At 61.4% G+C, this 18378-nt stretch carries 16 protein-coding genes; 9 read left to right on the top strand and 7 right to left on the bottom strand.

Features of this window, described 5'->3' with window-relative positions; all coding sequences use genetic code 11:
• Positions 1–50 precede the first annotated feature (50 nt).
• From D8Y22_RS04815 to D8Y22_RS04800, 4 genes are all read right to left on the bottom strand, one after another.
• The gene (locus D8Y22_RS04815) at positions 51–872 is read right to left on the bottom strand and encodes an SDR family oxidoreductase (protein WP_141463598.1); all 822 of its coding nucleotides are present in this window, start codon (positions 870–872) and stop codon (positions 51–53) included.
• Entirely contained in the window at positions 869–1681 is an 813-nt protein-coding gene (locus D8Y22_RS04810; RefSeq protein WP_141463586.1) for an enoyl-CoA hydratase/isomerase family protein, read from the bottom strand. Before D8Y22_RS04810 ends, D8Y22_RS04815 begins: the two co-directional genes overlap by 4 nt.
• Before the next feature lie 121 nt (positions 1682–1802).
• Entirely contained in the window at positions 1803–3863 is a 2061-nt protein-coding gene (locus tag D8Y22_RS04805) for a TRAP transporter permease (RefSeq protein WP_141463585.1), read from the bottom strand.
• A gap of 27 nt (positions 3864–3890) precedes the next feature.
• Complete coding sequence (locus D8Y22_RS04800; RefSeq protein WP_141463584.1) at positions 3891–4991, bottom strand: TAXI family TRAP transporter solute-binding subunit; 1101 nt, start codon at positions 4989–4991, stop codon at positions 3891–3893.
• Between the two features lie 778 nt (positions 4992–5769).
• On the opposite strand from D8Y22_RS04800, the gene D8Y22_RS04795 reads away from it, so the two are divergent.
• On the top strand, positions 5770–6831 hold the full coding sequence (locus tag D8Y22_RS04795) for a TAXI family TRAP transporter solute-binding subunit (RefSeq protein WP_174811760.1): 1062 nt from the start codon (positions 5770–5772) through the stop codon (positions 6829–6831).
• A gap of 48 nt (positions 6832–6879) precedes the next feature.
• Entirely contained in the window at positions 6880–8955 is a 2076-nt protein-coding gene (locus D8Y22_RS04790; RefSeq protein WP_141463582.1) for a TRAP transporter permease, read from the top strand.
• Positions 8956–9011: 56 nt separating this feature from the next.
• Here the strand turns inward: D8Y22_RS04790 and D8Y22_RS04785 are convergent, their stop codons facing one another.
• Entirely contained in the window at positions 9012–10091 is a 1080-nt protein-coding gene (locus D8Y22_RS04785; RefSeq protein ID WP_174811759.1) for an amidohydrolase family protein, read from the bottom strand.
• Between the two features lie 166 nt (positions 10092–10257).
• Here D8Y22_RS04785 and D8Y22_RS04780 point away from each other — a divergent pair, with 166 nt between their 5' ends.
• The 4 genes from D8Y22_RS04780 to D8Y22_RS04765 all read left to right on the top strand — a co-directional run bounded on the left by D8Y22_RS04780 (position 10258) and on the right by D8Y22_RS04765 (position 14339).
• Positions 10258–10707 (top strand): MaoC family dehydratase, encoded by a 450-nt coding sequence (locus D8Y22_RS04780; protein WP_141463580.1) that lies wholly within the window; start codon positions 10258–10260, stop codon positions 10705–10707.
• Positions 10708–10873: 166 nt separating this feature from the next.
• Complete coding sequence (locus D8Y22_RS04775; RefSeq protein ID WP_141463579.1) at positions 10874–11659, top strand: SDR family NAD(P)-dependent oxidoreductase; 786 nt, start codon at positions 10874–10876, stop codon at positions 11657–11659.
• Between the two features lie 81 nt (positions 11660–11740).
• On the top strand, positions 11741–12910 hold the full coding sequence (locus tag D8Y22_RS04770; RefSeq protein ID WP_141463578.1) for a thiolase family protein: 1170 nt from the start codon (positions 11741–11743) through the stop codon (positions 12908–12910).
• A gap of 343 nt (positions 12911–13253) precedes the next feature.
• Positions 13254–14339, top strand: coding sequence for an amidohydrolase family protein (locus D8Y22_RS04765; RefSeq protein ID WP_174811758.1), 1086 nt, complete (start codon positions 13254–13256; stop codon positions 14337–14339).
• Positions 14340–14365: 26 nt separating this feature from the next.
• On the opposite strand, the gene D8Y22_RS04760 is transcribed toward D8Y22_RS04765, so the two are convergent.
• Positions 14366–14812: a Rieske (2Fe-2S) protein gene (locus D8Y22_RS04760; protein ID WP_141463576.1), complete on the bottom strand. Its 447-nt coding sequence runs from the start codon at positions 14810–14812 to the stop codon at positions 14366–14368.
• A gap of 137 nt (positions 14813–14949) precedes the next feature.
• Between D8Y22_RS04760 and D8Y22_RS04755 the strand changes: the two genes are divergently transcribed.
• Positions 14950–15921 carry an LLM class flavin-dependent oxidoreductase gene (locus D8Y22_RS04755; RefSeq protein WP_141463575.1) on the top strand — a complete coding sequence of 324 codons (972 nt, stop codon included), beginning with the start codon at positions 14950–14952 and terminating at the stop codon, positions 15919–15921.
• 119 nt (positions 15922–16040) lie between these two features.
• Here D8Y22_RS04755 and D8Y22_RS04750 read toward each other — a convergent pair whose 3' ends face one another.
• Positions 16041–16268, bottom strand: a complete 228-nt coding sequence (locus D8Y22_RS04750; RefSeq protein WP_246084357.1) for a class I SAM-dependent methyltransferase — start codon at positions 16266–16268, stop codon at positions 16041–16043.
• A 442-nt stretch (positions 16269–16710) separates the two neighbouring features.
• Here D8Y22_RS04750 and D8Y22_RS04745 point away from each other — a divergent pair, with 442 nt between their 5' ends.
• Positions 16711–17640, top strand: coding sequence for an MBL fold metallo-hydrolase (locus tag D8Y22_RS04745; protein ID WP_141463574.1), 930 nt, complete (start codon positions 16711–16713; stop codon positions 17638–17640).
• Positions 17637–18377, top strand: a complete 741-nt coding sequence (locus D8Y22_RS04740) for an MBL fold metallo-hydrolase (protein WP_141463573.1) — start codon at positions 17637–17639, stop codon at positions 18375–18377. Before D8Y22_RS04745 ends, D8Y22_RS04740 begins: the two co-directional genes overlap by 4 nt.
• The last annotated feature ends 1 nt before the right edge of the window (position 18378 follow it).

Below are 18378 nucleotides of genomic sequence, written 5' to 3'. Positions count from 1 at the left end.
TAATCAGGATATCGACTGCAACCGGGCGACGCCGCCGTACCAGGCCGACGCTACTCGAGTGTGCCGTCCGCACCGGCGACGAGTTGGCCGCCGTCGACAACGAAGTACGATCCCGTCACGTAGGCGGCCGCGTCGCTGACGAGAAACAGCGTGATCGGCACGCAGTCTGCCGGCGTCCCGAGCCGGTCCATGGCGATGTCGCGTCCGATCTGGTCGCGATCGCGGCCGGCTTCGTCCCAGACGCTCGAGAGCGCTTCGGTCTCGATGATCCCGGGGGCGATCGTGTTGGCGCGGACGCCGTACTGGGCCCACTCGGCCGCGACGGTCTGCATGAGATTCGTGATGCCGGCTTTCCCGGCGCCGGAGTGGGCGTGGAAGGGCGCGCCGCGTTCGCTGTTGGTCGCCCCCATGGCGACGATCGAGCCACCGCCGTTGTCGATCATGTGCTCGCCGACGGCGAAGGTACAGTAGGCGGTGCCGTCGAGGATCGTCCCGACGACGGCGCGCCAGCCGTTCTCGCTCAGTTCTTCGGCGGGGCTCAGGAAGTTCGCGCCCGCGTTGTTTACAAGAATCGTGATCTCGCCGAGCTCGTCCAGCACGGTCTCGACCATGGCGTCGACCTCGTCGCGCTCGCGAATGTCGACGGTCGTCGCACACGCTCGCTGTCCCTTCGCTTCGATCTCCTCGGCGACGGGCCCGAGGTGGTCCATGTTCCGCGAGGCGATCGCGACGTCGGCACCGTGGTCGGCGAACGCGAGCGCAATGTGCTTCCCGATCCCGGTGCCGCCGCCGGTGATCAACGCGGTCTCGCCCTCGAGTAAGTCCGGCGCGAAGATGTCGGTACTCGGCGGCGTCCGCTGGTCGCCCGTCATGGTCGTTTCCCCCACTCCGGTTCACGATCCTCGACGAATGCCGCGACGCCCTCCTCGTGATCCTCGCTCTCCATCAGCAGCGTCAACATCTCCTTGAGATAGGAGTAGGACTGCTCGACGGTCATATCCCGCTGCGTGTAGTAGGCTTCTTTCCCCATCGAGATCAGCACCGGGCTATTCCTGGCCAGATCGTCGACGTAGGCCGCGAGTTCGGTCTCGAACGCGTCGGCATCTAGTACGTCGGTCGCGAGGCCGATCCGTTCGGCCGTCTCGGCGTCGATATGTTCACCGGTGAACATGAGTTTGAGTCCTTTTTTCTCGCCGACAGCGGGCATGATCGCCGCCATCGCCTGCATCGGGAACATGCCAACGTTGACCTCGGGCGTGCCGAACTCGGCGTCGTCGGCCGCGAGGACGAAGTCACAGCCAGCCGCCAGCCCGCAGCCGCCCGCCAGACAGTAACCCTCCACGGCGGCGACCGTGAGCGCGTCGGCATCGATCAGTTCCTCGAGCAGGTCGGCCAGCCCCGAAGAGCCGCGCCGTCGATCGATCATCGGCTCCGGTTCGGCGTCGTCCATTCCCTGGAGGTCACCGCCGGAGCAGAACGTGCCGCCGGCCCCCCGGATGACGACGACCCGGATATCACGTTCGTGGGTCGCAGCTGCTACCTCGGAGAGTCCCGTCAGAACGTCGTCACTGAGTGCATTGTGTACGTCCGGGCGATCGATCGTCACCCACGCGACCACCCCATCGTCGCTGGTCGTTACCTCGAGATCCTCGTTGCCGAGGTCGGCACTACGTGTTGACATAGCAAGGCAGATGTTGAGAGGTGCGGGCTAAAGTGTTGTGTTAGTGTCGGTATATTATCGGACGATATGCGACGTTGCAGGCGGAGAAACTCACACCACACGAAAAAGAGAGCTCGAACGCTCAGTTCTGCGCTGGGTCGACGATCGCCGGCAACCGATCGGTGTTGGCCAGGAATGCCGACAGGAGAATCAACGCTCCGGCTCCGGCCTGAACGACCAAAGGACCGAACAACGCGCCGAACGTCAGCGCCATGTAGAACGCGCGGTGTCCGTATCCGAGCTCGTTGACGCCATCGTAGCCGACGGTTGCGACCACCAACGAGGCGGTTCCGAGCAATACGAGCGGGAACGCGATGACCGTTTCGGGGAACGACCAGTAGATCAGGCTGTTGTTCGCGATGAACGCGAAGGGGATCAGAAAGCCGGGTGCCCCGATTCGCAGCGCCTGCACACAGGATTTGAGGAAGCTCGCACCGGCGATACTCGAGCCGATGGCGACCGCCACCGCAACTGGCGGAGTGATCGCCGATAGCATGGCGAAGTAGAAGACGAACATATGGGCCGTGATATCCGGGATCCCCATACTGGTCACGCCGGGCACGACGAGCATGACGACGAGGATGTACGCCGCAGGCGTCGGCATTCCCAGGCCAAAGAGGATGCTCGCGATCATCGCCATGAGCAACAGGAGGATCAACACCCCACCGGCGAGTGCGACCATCTGGAGGCTGATCTGCTGGGAGAGACCGGTCTGGGTAACGAACACGAGGATAACCCCGAGCGATCCCAGAATACCGACCAGCGGCGCCATCTCGACGGCACCCTGGCGCAGCCCGTCGAACGTGTCGACAGTCGTATCGACGAGCGTCCCCACGGAGATGCCGTCGACGTACAGATTCCGGAGATAGATAACCGGCACCATCGTGAAAATCGTGTACATACCGGCTGCAAGCGGCGTAAACCGCAGAACGATCAACGTGTAGAGCAACACGGCCAACGGAATCACGAAGTGGAGACCCTTCAGGAATACCCGCCAGTTAAACGAGGTTGTCTCGTCGGTCGTCCAGCCAAATTTGACCGTAATGAGATAGACGGCGACGCCGACACTGAAGTAAAACAGCGCTGCTGGGATGATCCCTGCTTGGATGATCATCACGTAGGGAACGCCGATGATGTCCGCCATCAGAAACGCCGCGACGCCCATCACCGGCGGCAGCATCTGGCCACCGCTCGAGGCGACGGCTTCGATGGCCGCGGCGAAGTCCTCGCGAATGCCCTGCTCTTTGATCATCGGAATGGTAAAACTCCCGGTCGTCGCCGTGTTCGCCGCGGCGCTACCGGTAATCGATCCCATAATCATGCTCGCGATGACGGCGATCTGGACGACACCGGTGTGTAAACTCGTTCCCATTTCGCGCCCGATATCGAGGACGTACTCGAGGGCGCCGAACGCCTTCGCCATCCCGGCGAACATGATGAAGATCGCGACCCACGTCGAGCCGATCGCGAGAATAAAGCCGTACGTTCCGGTGAGACCGATCGCGCCGTGTCTGGCGGCTTCCTCCCAGCTCATACCCGTGTGCTGGAAGATTCCGGGCAGCCACGGGCCGACGAACGCGTACGCGACCGCCAGGACGACGACGGACGTAATCAAATTGCCGAACGCGCGCCGAGTGGCGTCGGTAACGAGTACGATAATAGTGAGACCGACGATGTGATCGGCCGTCGAGAAGCCATACAGCTGTGCGTCGTACTGGAGGTGCTGGAAGTGATATTCGACGTACCCGGTCGCAGCTAGCGACGCGAACGCGAACAAAAGCGCTACGACGGGGTCGATCGTCCCGACGCCGCGTTTGAGTCGACGATAACTCCCGGTAAGAGCAGCGAACGCGCTCGCTCGTCCCGTAACGGAGCCGAATCCCGGACGGTCCGGAATGTCGGTTTCTTCGACCGGATCGTCGGCTCCGTCCGGGTCGTACCGTTTCTGAACTTCCAGGAGGTAAAACAGCGCGAGGCCGATACCGAGAAAGATATTGGAGTATCGCGTTCGCTCGATCGGGACGGCGTAGGCGTAATAGATCGTAAATAACGTCAGTGCGACGCCAAATAGATAGATCGCTGCGCGAAGCCATGATCTGCCGTCACGAGCCGCTGCCGTAACGTTGTGGACCTGGAAGTTCATAGGTAGGTATCTGTTCGGTCGCCTTACTTAATTCTCGATCTCCCCACGGACGAAGTCATCCTGCCAGATGTCCCGCTCTTCGAAAAAGTCGGCGGCGGCGGGATGAATCGGGACGCCATCGTACATTCGAGTTGCCCACCACTCCGCGTCGACCATGTACTCCTGGTACAGGTGGGTCTCGGCCATCTCCTCTCTGTTGTCCCACATGACCTCGAGCATTTCGTAGACCGGATCGTACGGCACCTCGTCGGTCGCGACGAAGTTGTAGGGAATGTTGATGCCGTAGACTTGGTCGGGCACGTAGGCGTATCCCTCGGCAAGGTCGTCGGGGATCTCGAACGGCTCGGCGGGGACGATTTCGTCATCCTCCATCTCGTCGACGGCATCGTCCGGCCAACCCAGAATGCGGGTGTCGACGACCTGTTTCATCTCCTGGATCCAGGCGGCTTCGAATTCGAAGTTCGAAACGGTGATCGCCGCGACGTCGAGTTCACCCTCCTGCATCGCACCGGCCTGCTCGCCGAACTCGTAGCTCACCCGATCGAACTCGACGCCCGCGTAGTCGAGTGCTTGCTCGAGCACCGGAGCGGATCCGGACCCGCTCGGCGTCGGCGAAACGCGACTATCAGGTTCGATATCCTCGACCGTCTCCCAGTCCTCGTTAGGCGTGACGAGCAGCCACGGCAGGTCCGAGTGGTGGAACAACTGTTGTGGCGTAAAGTCGATCTCGTCGTACGGTTCCTCGCCGTCGTTGATCAGAATCGAGCTTCGGTGCTGGAGATATCCGATCTCCGCCTCGCCGCGATTCATCATCCCGACGTTGTCGTCGGTTCCACCGCTCGGCCGGGCGTCGATGAAAACCTCGTCGGTGTTCTGATTGACGGTGGCGGCGATCCCTTGGCTCGCCGCGTACGTGCCGGTTTCTTCCCCAGATGTTACCATCACCAGATCTTCGGCATCGTCCGGTGCATCGCCCCCGTTGCCACCGTTTCCGTTGCCGTCCCCAATCCCATTACCGACATCGTCTTCGACATCGTCCGTATCAAGACATCCTGCCAGAATCCCGACACCTGCAATTCCACTCGCTCCGATGAATGTGCGCCGATTTACCCCACGGTTTTGATCCATGGTATTGCTCACCAATGATCCAATGATATATAGTAGTAACGGAGAGAGTTACCGGTTATTGCATCGGCCAAAAAACCCAATCTCATAGAGAGAGCCCGCCTCGGAGCGGATTCCAAAGAATAATAGCGGAGATTGTAACCGAATTCCGATAGTGACAGGCACCACGATGTGCGATTCCCTCGGCTAGTAGCTGTCGTACAGTCAGGAACCAGTGACGTACAGGGCCACTTGCCGTTCGCCACGATGTTGGCCAGCGCTGTCGACAGTCGTAGACGCGTCTTCGAGTTGACTACAGTAACTGCTACCAATACACTATATTACACGAGTACAGGAGTAAATATAAACTACAGTATAAATATGAGGGTTTACCGTATTCCGAGAACTCGAGGTAGTACACTACTACCCTCCCCACCGTCAATCGATGGTGCAATCATCTCACCGTCTTCGACGTTACCAAGCAGTACAGGCCACGGGGCCCTCTCCATGCCAACCGATCTTCGCCGATAATTCATAGGAGCGATTACAAATGTGTGATACGGGTTACTGTAAGTCATTTCCGTCGCAACCGTGACCGGTGCGGCGGTTACGCTGGTAAATCGGTACAGCAATCCGTATGAGTTGTCGAATTGATATAGTTTGTAGCAACGCGTGGTGGCTACAACAGTCGAATCGAGGGTACCATCATTGTGATGATCATCTAATAGAAATACTAAAGTAGTGGCTCGGAATACAATTGTTCATGGTTAACAAGGGTCGACGGGTGAGCCGGCGTACTTACATGACTGTCGCGGGAGCAAGCGTCATTGGGTTGGCCGGGTGCGCCGGCGAGGAAGATCCCAATGGAGATACGGGCGGAACCGACATCGGAAACGGAGACGACTCAGCGGGTAACGGCGACGGCCCCGAAGAAGGGGACGAAGAATTGATCTGGACCTGTACGTCCGAATCGAGCTCGACCACGATTTCGATCCAGGGGATCGCACCGGTCGTCAACGACGCCACCGAGGGGATCTACATGGAGGGTCGCCCGAGCGAGGGGACGGGCGCAAACATGGGCCGACTCGACCGCGACGAAGCCCAAGTCGCGTACACGCAGAACTTCGACGCAACACGAGTCCCCCACGAGATGGAACCGTTCCACGACCTCGACTTCGAACTCAACGAAGTCATGCACTGGCTGACGACGCCGTGGCTCTTCATTACGCCCCACGAGGAGCTGGACTCGATCGCGGATATCGAGCCGGATCATCGAGTCTCCGCGACGCAAACTGGCGCCGGAACGCGGGACAACCTCGAGATGGCGCTGGACTACGTCATCGACGACTACGACGACGTCAGCGTCGATTTCACCCAACAATCGGGTCCGTTCCAGGAAGGAAGCCTGGACGTCGGTGTCGTGCCGATCATGAATTTCGAAATCGAAGGTGCCTACGCCGAAGAACAGAAGAGTATCGTCGATCTCCACGTGCTCGAGTGGCCCGACGACGCCGTCGCCGAACTCGAGGACGACCCGCTGGTCGAGATGATGGAGATTGACGCTGGCGACCTGGAGGGCTATGCGTCGGTTCCCGACCAGCAGCCGATGATGACGCCCGGAAACGCGTACAACTTCGTGACACGAAACGACGTCGATTACGACGTACTGTACGATACGTTACACGCGATGTGGGATCACCGCGACGAATACGGAGACATTCACGCACTGATGACCTACCACCAGGACGCCGAGCATTGGACTGACTTCCCGTATCCCGAGGTCCCGTATCACCCCGCCGCAGCCGATTTCCTCGAGGACATCGGTGCCTGGGACGGTGCCGAAGGCGGTCGGGCGGACGAGTAGACGCGACGAGTATTCGACAATCAGCCCTACCACTTAACGAGCCTATCAATGAGTGTTTCCCAGGACCTCTCTCTCAGTTCAGTGACGCCGCGTGCAGTATTACGCAGCAGTATCTTCGTCATCGGTGCGTCGATGACGCTGTTTACGCTGTACTTCGCGTGGCAGATACCCATGGATCAACTCCGGTATTCGAACATTTTCCTGGGGTTGGGATTGACGCTGTTTTACCTGGTCGAAGCGCGAAAGCACCTCTATCCGGACAAAGACAGTCCCATGCCGGGTGCGCCCGACGATACAGCCACTGCGACCGATCAGCCGACCGAGACATCGTCGGCCGGCGGAACTCGGGGTTCGGCAGTAGCCGGAACGTACCGGCAGGCGGTCGGTGCCGCCTACCGACGAGTCAACCCTGCGATCTGTCTCGCACTCGCCGTCCTCACCATTATCGCGACCGGCTACGTCGAGTTTCACTTCGACCGACTACTGCACGAAGCGCGGATGGTCGGCTGGACGCAGACCGATCTCGTTATCGGGCTCATCATTGTCGGTCTCGTCACCGAGGCGACCGGACGAGCCTACGGTAAAACGATCGCAGCGGTCGTGCTAGGCTCGGTGTTGTACGCGACGTCGTTCATCGGACCGAACCTCCCCGGCCTGTTTCGACACACCGGCATGGACTGGCAACAGATCAGTCGCGAAGGGGCCATCTCCCTGACCGGAACGTACGGCTTCATCCTCGAAGTCGGAGCGACGTGGGTCGCGATCTTCATCATGTTCGCGGGCATGGCCAAGGTGTACGGTCTGATGGATTTCATCATCGAAACGTCACAGGAGGTCCTCAAGGTGCTCGAGAGCGGCGTCGTCCACATCGCGATCATCAGTAGCATGGCGATGGGGTCGATCACGGGCAGCGCCGCGGCGAACACGGCGACGACCGGGAGTTTCACCATCCCGATGATGAAAAACCAGGGCATTCGCGAGGACTTCGCCGCGGCGATCGAAAGCGTCGCGTCCACCGGCGGCCAGATGCTGCCGCCGGTGATGGGCGTCGCGGCGTTCATCATGGCGGACATCCTGGGCGTGTCGTACTTCGTCATCATTCAGGCCGGCATTATTCCAGCGCTGTTGTTCTACTTCAGCGTCATGGTGGCGACACACCTCCTCGTACTGCGCCACGATTGGAAAGCGACCGAAAGCGGACGGTTCGACCGCAGCGTCCTGCTGAAGGGCGTCCACTTCCTGTTGCCGCTTGCCGTCCTCATTTACACGCTCGTTGTCATGCGCCTGACCCCGCTCGGAGCCGGGTTCTACACGATCCTCACGCTCGTGGCAACGATGTACGTGCGAAACGCTATCGTCGACGGCGTCTCGGTCGGGACCGTCCTTGAGACGACGAAACAGACCCTCCTCGGGCTTCGACAGGGAGCGGTCGAGATGGCGCCGTTGGTCGGCATCCTGGCGTCGCTGGGCGTCGTCATCAACATGCTCACCCAGACGGGACTCACCCAGAAGATTAGCGCCCAGATGATCTCGCTATCCGGCGGCGTATTCGTCATCCTATTACTACTTGCGATGGTCGCGAGTATCCTCTTCGGGCTCGGAATGCCGACGCCGGCCGCGTACATCCTCGTCGTGGTGCTCGTCGCCCCTGCGATGATCCAGTACGGCGTCGCAGAAATTTCGGCCCACATGTTCGTCTTCTACTTCGCCATGCTGTCGGCGATCACCCCGCCAGTCGCAATCGCGGTGGCGATCGGGTCGAAGATCTCGGGCAGCGGGTTCCTGATCGCGTGTAAGCAGGCGTTGCGCATCGGCGCGCCGGGCTTTATCATCCCGTTCTCGTTCATCGCCAACGAGAGTTTGATCTACTGGACGTTCCCGAATACGGCGATCGCGCTCGTGCTCGTACTCACCGGTATTGCCGCGTTGATCATGGCGATGATCGGCTACAACGGAAGGGAGCTCCTGACTCGTCCAAAACGGCTAGTCTTCCTGGTGCTCGCGCTCGCCGCGATGGTCGGTCCGTTCGCGGCCCAGGTCGGTGCCGTCGTCCTCATCGGCCTGTTACTCGCGAACGCGTACCTTCGCTCGACTCCGGAACCACACGCGGTGGCTGACGACTGATCCGGCTTGGACGGAACGGTTGCTGTCGGGGTACTCCAGGCGATCGATCGTGTCTGTCACAAACCGTACAGCTCAGCCGCATTTTCGCGGAAGATCCGTCGCTCGAGGTCGTCCTCGAGTGGCGGGAACGCGAGCCGCGGATCGTCGGCGTCCCAGTGGGGGTAATCCGACGCGAACAGCACCGTCTCTCGCGCGTCGATCATCTCGAACATGTACCGCAGGTGGTCGGGATCGTCGGGTTCGGGCAGCGGTTGGGTCGTCACTCGGACGTGCTCGCTGATGTACTCGCTCGGCCGACGGTCGATCCACGGCGTCTGATCGCGCAGGCCGCGCCAGTCCTTGTCGAGTCGCCACCGGAGATACGGCAGCCAGGCGAAGCCGCCCTCGATCAGGACGAGGTCGGTGCCGAACTCCTCGAAGACGCCGCCTAGAAGCATGCTCGTGAGCTGTCCCATCAGGCTCGTGTTCGTCAGCGCGTGGCGCTCGAAGTAGCTCGAGGGGTAGCCGGCGGGCGTGTGTGGCGGACTCGTGCCCATCCCCTCCGGACCGATGTGCAGTGCGATCGGGAGGTCGTATTTCGCCGCGGCTTCGTAGATCGGCCAGTGCTCGCGGCGTCCGTACGGCGTGCGGCCGACGCTCGCCATCTGCACCTGGACGATGTCCGGGTGGTCGCCCAGCCGCTCGATTTCCTCGGCTGCGCGATGTGGCGCCTGCGGCGCGACGACGAGACCGCCCTTGAAACAGTCGGCCGTCTCGAGCCAGTGCTCGACCAACCAGTCGTTCTGGGCGGATGCAAGCGCCGCGGCGTAGTGTTCGTTCGGCGTGACCCCAAGGGTCAACATCCCCGTCGCGTTGAGAACGACGTACTCGATGTCGTAGGGCTCGATGTGCTGTTCGCACATCATGTCGGGGTCCGAACCAGCCGGTGCGCCCGAGTCGGGTCCGGCATCGTCGCGCATCAACCCGACCGGACTAGGCCACGGGGTGGTTGGAACGTCGATGCCTCGACCTGTCCAGTGGTCAGGGAGATACTGGACCACCTCGTCGGGGTGGGCCCACATCTGGTGGACATCACAGTCGATGAGTTGGAGATCAGTTGTCGACCGGTTCCCCTCATCAGCGCTATGTGTTCCCATACCAGACGTATCATCGTATCCGTTGTAAACGTTGCCGTCGGGGCGCGAAACGAAACACCCCCTCGAGCGAGTATCCAGCATCGACGTCGATTCAACCGACGCCCGCCAGTCAGTGGCCTGCCTCATCCCCCAGCTACTTGGTCGCACGGCGCCACACATCGAGGCAATGCGTTACTACGAGGACATCGAGATCGGCGAAACCGACGAATTCGGCGAGTACCACGTTACGAAGGAGGAGATCATCGAGTTCGCCGAACAGTACGATCCACAGCCGTTTCACACCGACGAGGAGGCGGCCAAGGAGTCGGCGTTCGGTGAACTGATCGCCTCCGGCTGGCACACCGCCTCAATCTGTATGCGCATGCTCGCGGACGGACCGATCCAGAAGCGGGCCGGAATGGGCGCTCGAGGGGTCGACGAACTCCGGTGGAAACAGCCGGTCAAACCCGGTGATACGTTGCATCTTCGGACGGAAGTCGTTGACAAGCGCGTCTCCGACAGCCACCCGAAACGAGGCTACGTCGACGGCTACACCGAAGGCATCAATCAGAACGACGAGGTCGTCATCTCCTGGATCGGACTCGGCATGGTCGAACGGCGCAATCCCGACGAGTGATACGGTTTACTGTAAGTCGTTACCGCCGAAACCGCGACCCGTCTGCGGTTTCGCCGGTAAATCGTTACAGCAATCCGTATGAGTGCCGCGATTGCCGTCGTGTACAGTCACCAGTCAGCAAGCCGACAATAGATTTTTGATCGCCCCACTGGGAACCGCAATCGGAATGTCGACAGCAACATTTTCGATAGACGGAGACACAGCACTTATCACCGGGTCGTCGCGAGGGATCGGTCGAACGATCGCGGAGCGATTCGCCGCCGACGGCGTCGACATCGTCGTCACGTCTCGAGACCAAGACGCGGTCGATGCCGTCGCGGATTCGATCAACGACAGCGACGCCCCCGGGGAGGCACTCGCGGTCGAATGCGACGTTCGTGACCGAGCCTCGATCCGCTCCGTCGTCGAAGCGGCGACGGACGAACTCGACCCGATCGACATCCTCGTGAACAACGCCGGCGCGAGTTTCGAAGCTCCCACGGAAGAGCTAAGCGCGAACGCCTGGAACACCATCCTCGAGATCAACCTCACCGGCGCGTTCAACTGCGCACAGATCGTCGGCGACGGAATGATCGAGGGCGACGGCGGCACGATTATCAACGTCTCGAGCGTGGCGGGTCGTGACGGAGCACCGATGATGGCTCATTACGCAGCCGCCAAGTCGGGACTGGACACGCTCACGCGAACGCTCGGCGTCGAGTGGGCGCCGTACGAAATTCGAATCAACGGCATCATGCCCGGACTCGTCCTCACGGAGGGCGTCGAACAACAGCGAAGCATGACGGCCGACGACATCGATACGGGCAGCGTCGATCGCCAGCTTGGCTTGCCGGACGAGATCGCTCGAGTCGCCCAGTTCCTCGCCAGTCCCGGCGCGCAGTACATCCAGGGGGAGACGATCGTCGTCGAGGGCACCCCACGAATCGCGTTGACCGAACACCACGATATGTGAGATCCAGCTCACGTACCCGCAGCAACCCGAACGAGTCCCGATCCGGAATCTCTAAGGTGGCATGTACTGACACTACGACCGATGAACGAAGCTGTAATCGTCGATGCAGTGCGGACGCCGTTCGGGAAACACGGCGGCTCCTTTCGTGACACGCACCCACAGGATCTCGCAGCCGCGCCCCTGACGGCACTACAGGAGCGCAACGGGTTCGATCCCGCGATCGTGGACGACGTCATGTACGGCTGTGTGAAACCGGTCTTCGAGCAAGGCTCCGATATCGGCCGCATCGCGCCGATGGTCGCCGGCTGGGGCGAGGAGGTGCCTGGCTTTCAGCTCGACCGACTGTGCGGCTCGGGCCAGCAAACGATCAACCTCGCCGCGGCGAACGTTCGAGCCGGGTTCAGCGACGTCGTGGTCGCGGGCGGCGTCGAGCACATGACTCGAGTGCCGATGTCAAGCAACCGAAGCGACGGCGTGTCGACGGCCGAGCCCGACATGTCCGCGACCTACTTCGAGCACTTCGAGGAGCTCACCCACCAGGGCGAAAGCGCCGAACGGGTCGCCGAGAAGTGGGACTTCAGCCGACGGGAACTCGACGAGATCGCCGTCGACTCCCAGCGACGGTGGAAACGAGCACACGACGAGGGTCGGTTCGACGACCAACTCGTCCCGGTCGAAACCGAGCTGGACGGCGAGTCGATCGTCGTCGAGGAAGACGAGCATCCGCGACCGGGAACCGACGTCGACGACCTCTCAAACCTGCCGCCGGCGTTTCGAGACGAGGACGGCGTTATTCACGCTGGGAATTCCTCGGGGATCGTCGACGGCTCGAGCGCCGTGCTCGTGACGAGTCGCGAGACAGCACAGGCGTACGGCTGGGAGCCGATGGCCCGGATCGTCCAGACGGAAGTCGTCGGTGTCGATCCCGTCTTGATGCTTACGGGGCCGATCCCGGCGACGGAGCAGGTCCTCGAGAAGGCCGACCTGGAGCCCGCGGAGATCGATCTCTTCGAGGTCAACGAGGCGTTCGCCTCGGTCATCGCGGCCTGGCTCGAGGAAACCGGCCTCTCCTGGGAGGACACCAACGTCAACGGCGGCGCGATCGCACACGGCCATCCGCTGGGGGCAACCGGCAGCGCGCTCATTACCAAACTCGCTCACGAACTCGAGCGAACGGGACAAGACAGGGCGCTGTCGACGATGTGTATCGCGTTTGGACAGGGCGTTGCGACGATTATCGAGCGCGTGTAGCGACAGCCGTCGCCGAAGCCGGCCCACGTCTCCGATCTGGGAAACGACATCTGGGGGGAGACCTGCTGCTACCGATCGATTTCGGAGATGGGAAACCGGCAAAACCGATTTCCCGAGGTTGCCACGGTATAGTACTCTGGAGCGGTAGTGATGGGAGCGCTATCCAGAGCGTCATCGACTATGATACGTGGTGTCAAAACACGATTGGAATCGGTCGCGCCTGCCGCTTCTCGTCCACCTGCGTATCTGGTGTCGGAGTTCACCACAGCAACGCACGACTGACATCGACGAACGAATGCCACGAACTCGGTATTTATATTGGATAGCGTGCTATGGTGTAGCTATGTCGTCCACGGCACAAAAGACAGATCAACAGTCGACGTTGATCGACTGTGACGTCCATCAGGCATGGGTTTCCGAGGAGGAAGTCGTCGCGTATCTCCCCGAGGAGTTTCAGGACCGAGGCCTTACCGCGCCGAGCGGCCAGGGCTGGGCCAATCCCGTCACCGAACACGGGATTGCCCGAAACGACGCCGTCCCCGAGGAGGGACCGGGCGGCTCGAGTCACGAGTTGCTGGAAGAACAGTTGTTCGACGACTTCGGCGTCGACTATGCGGTCCTGACCGGCCCCATCACGAACTACGATCTGGCGGTTCATCCGAACGTCCACTACGCGAAGGCAGCGATGGAGGCGTACAACGATTGGCAGGTGGCCGAGTGGCTGGAGCAAGACGAGCGTTTCCTCGGATCGATCATGGTGGCGCCACACGCGCCGGATCACGCCCGCAAAGAGATCGAACGGCTCGGCGCCCACGACCAGATCGTGCAGGTATTGTTACCGGGCGCACACGAATCGCCGTACGGCCACCAGAAGTACTGGCCGATCTACGAGGCGGCCCACGAGGCCGGGTTGACGATCGGACTGCACTCCTCGACGGCCAGCAAGGGTGTCGCACAGCAACCATCGACCGGGGCGGGCGTGCCGCTCTCGTACTTCGAAATGCACGCCGCGACGAGAGCCGTGCAGATGGGCCAACTCATCAGCATCGTCTCCGAGGGCGTGTTCGTGGAATACCCCGATCTCGACTGGGTCTTCTTGGAGCAGTGTCTCGGCTGGATTCCCCACGTGCTCTGGACGATGGACCAAAACTGGAAGGGACTCAAGGACGCCGTCCCGTGGCTCGAGCGCCGGCCCAGCGAGTACATCCGGGATAACGTCTGGTTCAGCACGCAGCCGTCGATCGATCCGGACGACCCCGAACACCTCCCACAGTTTTTCGACATGATCCACGCCGACGAGACGCTCGTGTTCTCGAGCGACTACCCCCACTGGGACAACGACAATCCGAAGGCGATACTGCGGGGGATCGACGACGAGACCAACCGAGCAATCCTGTCGGAAAACGCGAAATCGGTCTACAGGCTCTAGATCGATGTCTCTCGACCGAATCGCAGTTACACGTACACGACGACGGTGGCGTCCTCGATCTCCGTGTCGTACGTTTCGATCGGCGGCTCGTCGCCGGCTAACTCCGTGCCGTATGCACACGCCTCCGCGTCGGGCATCTCGACCCCCGTCTCGTAGGTCCGGGTGCGGACCGCGTGCGGGTTGAACAGCGACGTGCCGTCAGCGATGTCGAACTTCCAGCCGTGCCACGGACACCGGATGATCTCGCCCGACCGCGTCTGCTCGAACTCGCCGACGTTCTCGGCGACCACCTCGCCGGTCAGCGTCCCTTCACACAGCGGCGCGAGCTGGTGCGGACAGACGTTCGCGATCGCGTGAAACTCCCCGTCGACGTTGAAGACGCCGACCGAGTGGGGAAGCCCCTCGATCTCGACGATCGTTCGGTCACCGGGCTCGAGTTGGTCGACTGTACACACTTCGTGCCGGTCTGCCATGGCACCGCGTTCGGTGTGCTCGTACTTAACATTCGCCACAGCGCTGCTTCGCACTCGGGAGAAGCGAATCCGTGACGGACAGGAAACCGTATCACGCTACCGGAACAGCCTTGAGCCCGGCCGTCGTGTGGCCGTCTATGGCGAACTACGGCTATCTACTGCCGACACGGGGTGCCGTTTTGACGAGCGACGGCGAGCACACGTTGACAGCAAAAACGGCGAGTGACGTACTCGGACTAGCGCGTCGAGCCGAAACGATGGGATTCAGTTCGGTCTGGGTCGGCGATAGCATCCTGGCGAAACCGCGCCACGAACCGCTGTCGACGCTCGCGGCCGTCGCCGCGGAGACCGACGCCGTCGATCTAGGTACCGCCGTCTACTTACCGGATCTTCGGAACCCGGTCCACGTCGCTCACCAGGTCGCGACGGTGGACCAACTGAGCGGCGGTCGCCTCAAACTCGGCGTCGGCGTCGGCATCGGATCAGATGTCGAGGCGGAGTACGCGAATCTCGATCGGAGCTTCGGCGATCGGGGGGCCCGGACGAACGAACTGCTCGAGATCGCCACCGGACTCTGGGACGGGAATTCGGTCGACTACAGCGGCGCGTACTACGATCTTGAGGACGCGAGCATCGGATTCGAACCGGTCGGCGACGTGCCGATCTACGTCGCCTCCGCGGCGTTCGATCCCGCTGATGGCTTCCCGAAACTGATCGAGGAGCGGCTGGCGAACTACGGCGGCGGCTGGCTCCCGATCGGCATCGATCCGGGCCAGTACAGCGACGGTTTCGCGGCGATCGAAACCCTGCTCGCGGACGCCGGCCGATCGACCGACGCGTTCGGCGCGGGAATTTACCTCGACGTCGTCATCGACGAGGACCAATCCCGTGCGCTCGAGCGAGCCAGATCCTTCTACGACCGGTACTATCCGGCCTGGCCGACGCTCACGGACGACCAGATTCGAGCCAAGGGAGCCTTCGGGCCGCTCGAGACCGTCCGAGAGACGATCGAGGCGTACGACGATGCGGGCGTCGACACGATCGCGGTCAGATTCACGACCGACACCCAGCGCGAGCAGCTTCGACAGTTCGCGTCGCTCGTCCAGTAGGGTCGGCCACGGCGGCGTCGGAGGGGAATCCACCCCGCAAAAAGTCTTGGAGAGGTATAGCGTCGATCAGTGCTGCGAGTAGATGGCGATCGCCGACCTCGCAGTTACCCCGTTTTGGGTTACTCGTTCGGTTTGTTGGCGCACAGTGAGATACTCTTTACACCGTACTTTTGACACGCGTTCGCAGCCCGATCGGAGATGAACTCGTACTCGGTGTTCTCCCGAACCTCGATGAGCTCGAAGCCGGCGGTTTCGACGAGCGACGTGTAGCTGTCGACCTGTTCGGCCCCACCGATACAGGCTGCCCAGAGATCCGCATCGGCTTTGATCTGCTGATCGGTTGGCATTCTCGTCTCTCCTCCCGGTCAGACACGACGCCGAAGATATTGTAGTTAATTTGTGACGTTTCGCCAGCTCCTGCCGGTCCTGCACTCGCTGTAAACGACTCGGCGACTGCGACGCAGGGGCGACCGTGAATGCAGCGTACCGTCCGGATGTATCGGACCGACTGCTGTACGTCGGTACCGGCGTGACCCCAGGACGGTCCACGATCCTCCACTAACACGGTACAGCAGGCCGACTGTGCTCGCGTATTTCGACACCTGGTCCCAATCGCTCGCGAGACGGGCAGCCATCTATAGTAGCCTTCCACGCCTGAACTCTCATCGGTGCGAACACGCGACGGGTCGTGATCGCGTCGGTACGTTGTCATCCAACCCCGTAGATTCGGCGATTATCCGTTCCCATACCAAGAATTATGCTATTACAGATGGTGTGACTAGACAGAACATGGCACAAGAGGTAGCTCCACCCGAACACCGCAGACTCAGCGACGGTATCTACTGGACACAGGAGTGTCTCCCCCTGGGGACGCTCAGCGAACTCGAGCGCTTCGACCTCGAGCAGTGGGTCGAACCGGACGAGGAAGTTCACGGCTGTCAGAACGCGTATCTCTTCTCGGACGAGCAAAATCTGCTGTTCGATACGCTGACACAGCCAAACAGCGACCACGTCGTCGATCTGATCGACGAATTACTCGATGGGGAGGAGCTCGACTATCTCGTCATTTCCCATCCCGAAGCCAATCACGCCGGTAACACGTTCACGATCCTCGAGGCGTATCCGGACGCGACGCTGCTGGTCCCCGGTGAAGCGGCCGGCTACGGACGCGGCCACAGCGCCGAGCACGAACTGTATCACATCGCGGATGAGACACCCGAGGACGTCGAGCAGGTGCCAAACGAAATCCAGTACGTCGAGCCGGGAGAGTCGATCGATCTGGGCACCCACACGGTCGAGTTCGAAGCGCCGCCGTTTCCAGATCACTCGTTTACGTTGTGGATGAGCGAACGGACGACGAACACGCTGTTTACGGTCGACTGGCTAGGTTTTCTCCACCAGAGTGCCAACTGCGTCTCGTTCGCGAGCGAGCTCGACCGCGACGTCGCCACCGAGCAGGTGTTTCGCTTTCACGCGCTGGCGTTTCCCTGGATGCGATTCGCGGATCTGGACGAAATCGAGCGCGCCGTTGACGATGTCCGGGAAACGTTCGATCCCGACGTCATCGCGCCGGCCCACGGCATGGTCATGACCGAAGAGCTGGACGCGTACCTGGACCTGTTCCTCGAGGCCGCCGAGGCGCTCTCCCGAGAGGGCGAGCAGGCCAACATGGAGAGCAAACTCGAGTACATCCTGCGACCGCCGGAGGTAGAGCAATGACGACCCAACTCACCGACGATGTCTACTGGATCTCGAGTTGCCACCCCGACGAGCAGTACCACATGCACATGTCCGAGTACCTCATCCAGGGCGAGGAGGGCACGGTACTCGTCGACTCGGGCTCGAGTCACTACCGCGAGGAGATCGTCGCGGAGATCGACCGACTCACCGACGGCGACGGACCGGACGTGGTGTTGCTCACCCACTCGACGCTGCCACACACGGAGAACGTGCCCGCGTTCGAAGACGAGTGGGGTGAGATAGAAACGATCGCCGCGACGGGACGGTTTCCGGAGGTCGTCGGGCTGCCGGGTGCGAAGCCGCGACAGTTGAACCGCCCCGTCGAATTCGCCGGGCGGCCGATCACCTGCATCCACCCGCTTCTCACGGACGTGACGGTGTCCCAGTGGGCGTTTGATCACGACTCCGGCGTCCTGTTCACCGCGGAGGCGTTCGGTCACTACCACGAACCGGGCGTCTGCACACAGACGACGGACGAACTCGCAAACGGGTTCGACGACCTTCACATCGACCAGTTTTACCGGGACAAGATCCCCTTCGTCGACTACTTGGACGAGGACACGCTCGGGGCCGCCTTCGAGACGATGTTCAATATCCTCGATGTCTCCTACGTCGCGCCGATCCACGGCAACCCCGTCGCACGCGAGGATATCGACGACTACCTCGAGCGCGTCATGGAGGTCATCGAGAACCCGGACCCGGTCCTCGAGGCCTGAG

This window comes from Salinadaptatus halalkaliphilus, assembly GCF_006543045.1.
GTDB lineage: Archaea > Halobacteriota > Halobacteria > Halobacteriales > Natrialbaceae > Salinadaptatus > Salinadaptatus halalkaliphilus.
Note: the sequence above shows the minus strand (reverse complement) of the source record. Positions and strands in the feature narration are given on the sequence as shown.

Coding starts and splice junctions, on each gene's coding strand:
- D8Y22_RS04815 (WP_141463598.1), bottom strand. CDS start 872: ATGACGGGCGACCAGCGGACGCCGCCGAGTACCGACATCTTCGCGCCG.
- D8Y22_RS04810 (WP_141463586.1), bottom strand. CDS start 1,681: ATGTCAACACGTAGTGCCGACCTCGGCAACGAGGATCTCGAGGTAACG.
- D8Y22_RS04805 (WP_141463585.1), bottom strand. CDS start 3,863: ATGAACTTCCAGGTCCACAACGTTACGGCAGCGGCTCGTGACGGCAGA.
- D8Y22_RS04800 (WP_141463584.1), bottom strand. CDS start 4,991: ATGGATCAAAACCGTGGGGTAAATCGGCGCACATTCATCGGAGCGAGT.
- D8Y22_RS04795 (WP_174811760.1), top strand. CDS start 5,770: ATGACTGTCGCGGGAGCAAGCGTCATTGGGTTGGCCGGGTGCGCCGGC.
- D8Y22_RS04790 (WP_141463582.1), top strand. CDS start 6,880: ATGAGTGTTTCCCAGGACCTCTCTCTCAGTTCAGTGACGCCGCGTGCA.
- D8Y22_RS04785 (WP_174811759.1), bottom strand. CDS start 10,091: ATGGGAACACATAGCGCTGATGAGGGGAACCGGTCGACAACTGATCTC.
- D8Y22_RS04780 (WP_141463580.1), top strand. CDS start 10,258: ATGCGTTACTACGAGGACATCGAGATCGGCGAAACCGACGAATTCGGC.
- D8Y22_RS04775 (WP_141463579.1), top strand. CDS start 10,874: ATGTCGACAGCAACATTTTCGATAGACGGAGACACAGCACTTATCACC.
- D8Y22_RS04770 (WP_141463578.1), top strand. CDS start 11,741: ATGAACGAAGCTGTAATCGTCGATGCAGTGCGGACGCCGTTCGGGAAA.
- D8Y22_RS04765 (WP_174811758.1), top strand. CDS start 13,254: ATGTCGTCCACGGCACAAAAGACAGATCAACAGTCGACGTTGATCGAC.
- D8Y22_RS04760 (WP_141463576.1), bottom strand. CDS start 14,812: ATGGCAGACCGGCACGAAGTGTGTACAGTCGACCAACTCGAGCCCGGT.
- D8Y22_RS04755 (WP_141463575.1), top strand. CDS start 14,950: ATGGCGAACTACGGCTATCTACTGCCGACACGGGGTGCCGTTTTGACG.
- D8Y22_RS04750 (WP_246084357.1), bottom strand. CDS start 16,268: ATGCCAACCGATCAGCAGATCAAAGCCGATGCGGATCTCTGGGCAGCC.
- D8Y22_RS04745 (WP_141463574.1), top strand. CDS start 16,711: ATGGCACAAGAGGTAGCTCCACCCGAACACCGCAGACTCAGCGACGGT.
- D8Y22_RS04740 (WP_141463573.1), top strand. CDS start 17,637: ATGACGACCCAACTCACCGACGATGTCTACTGGATCTCGAGTTGCCAC.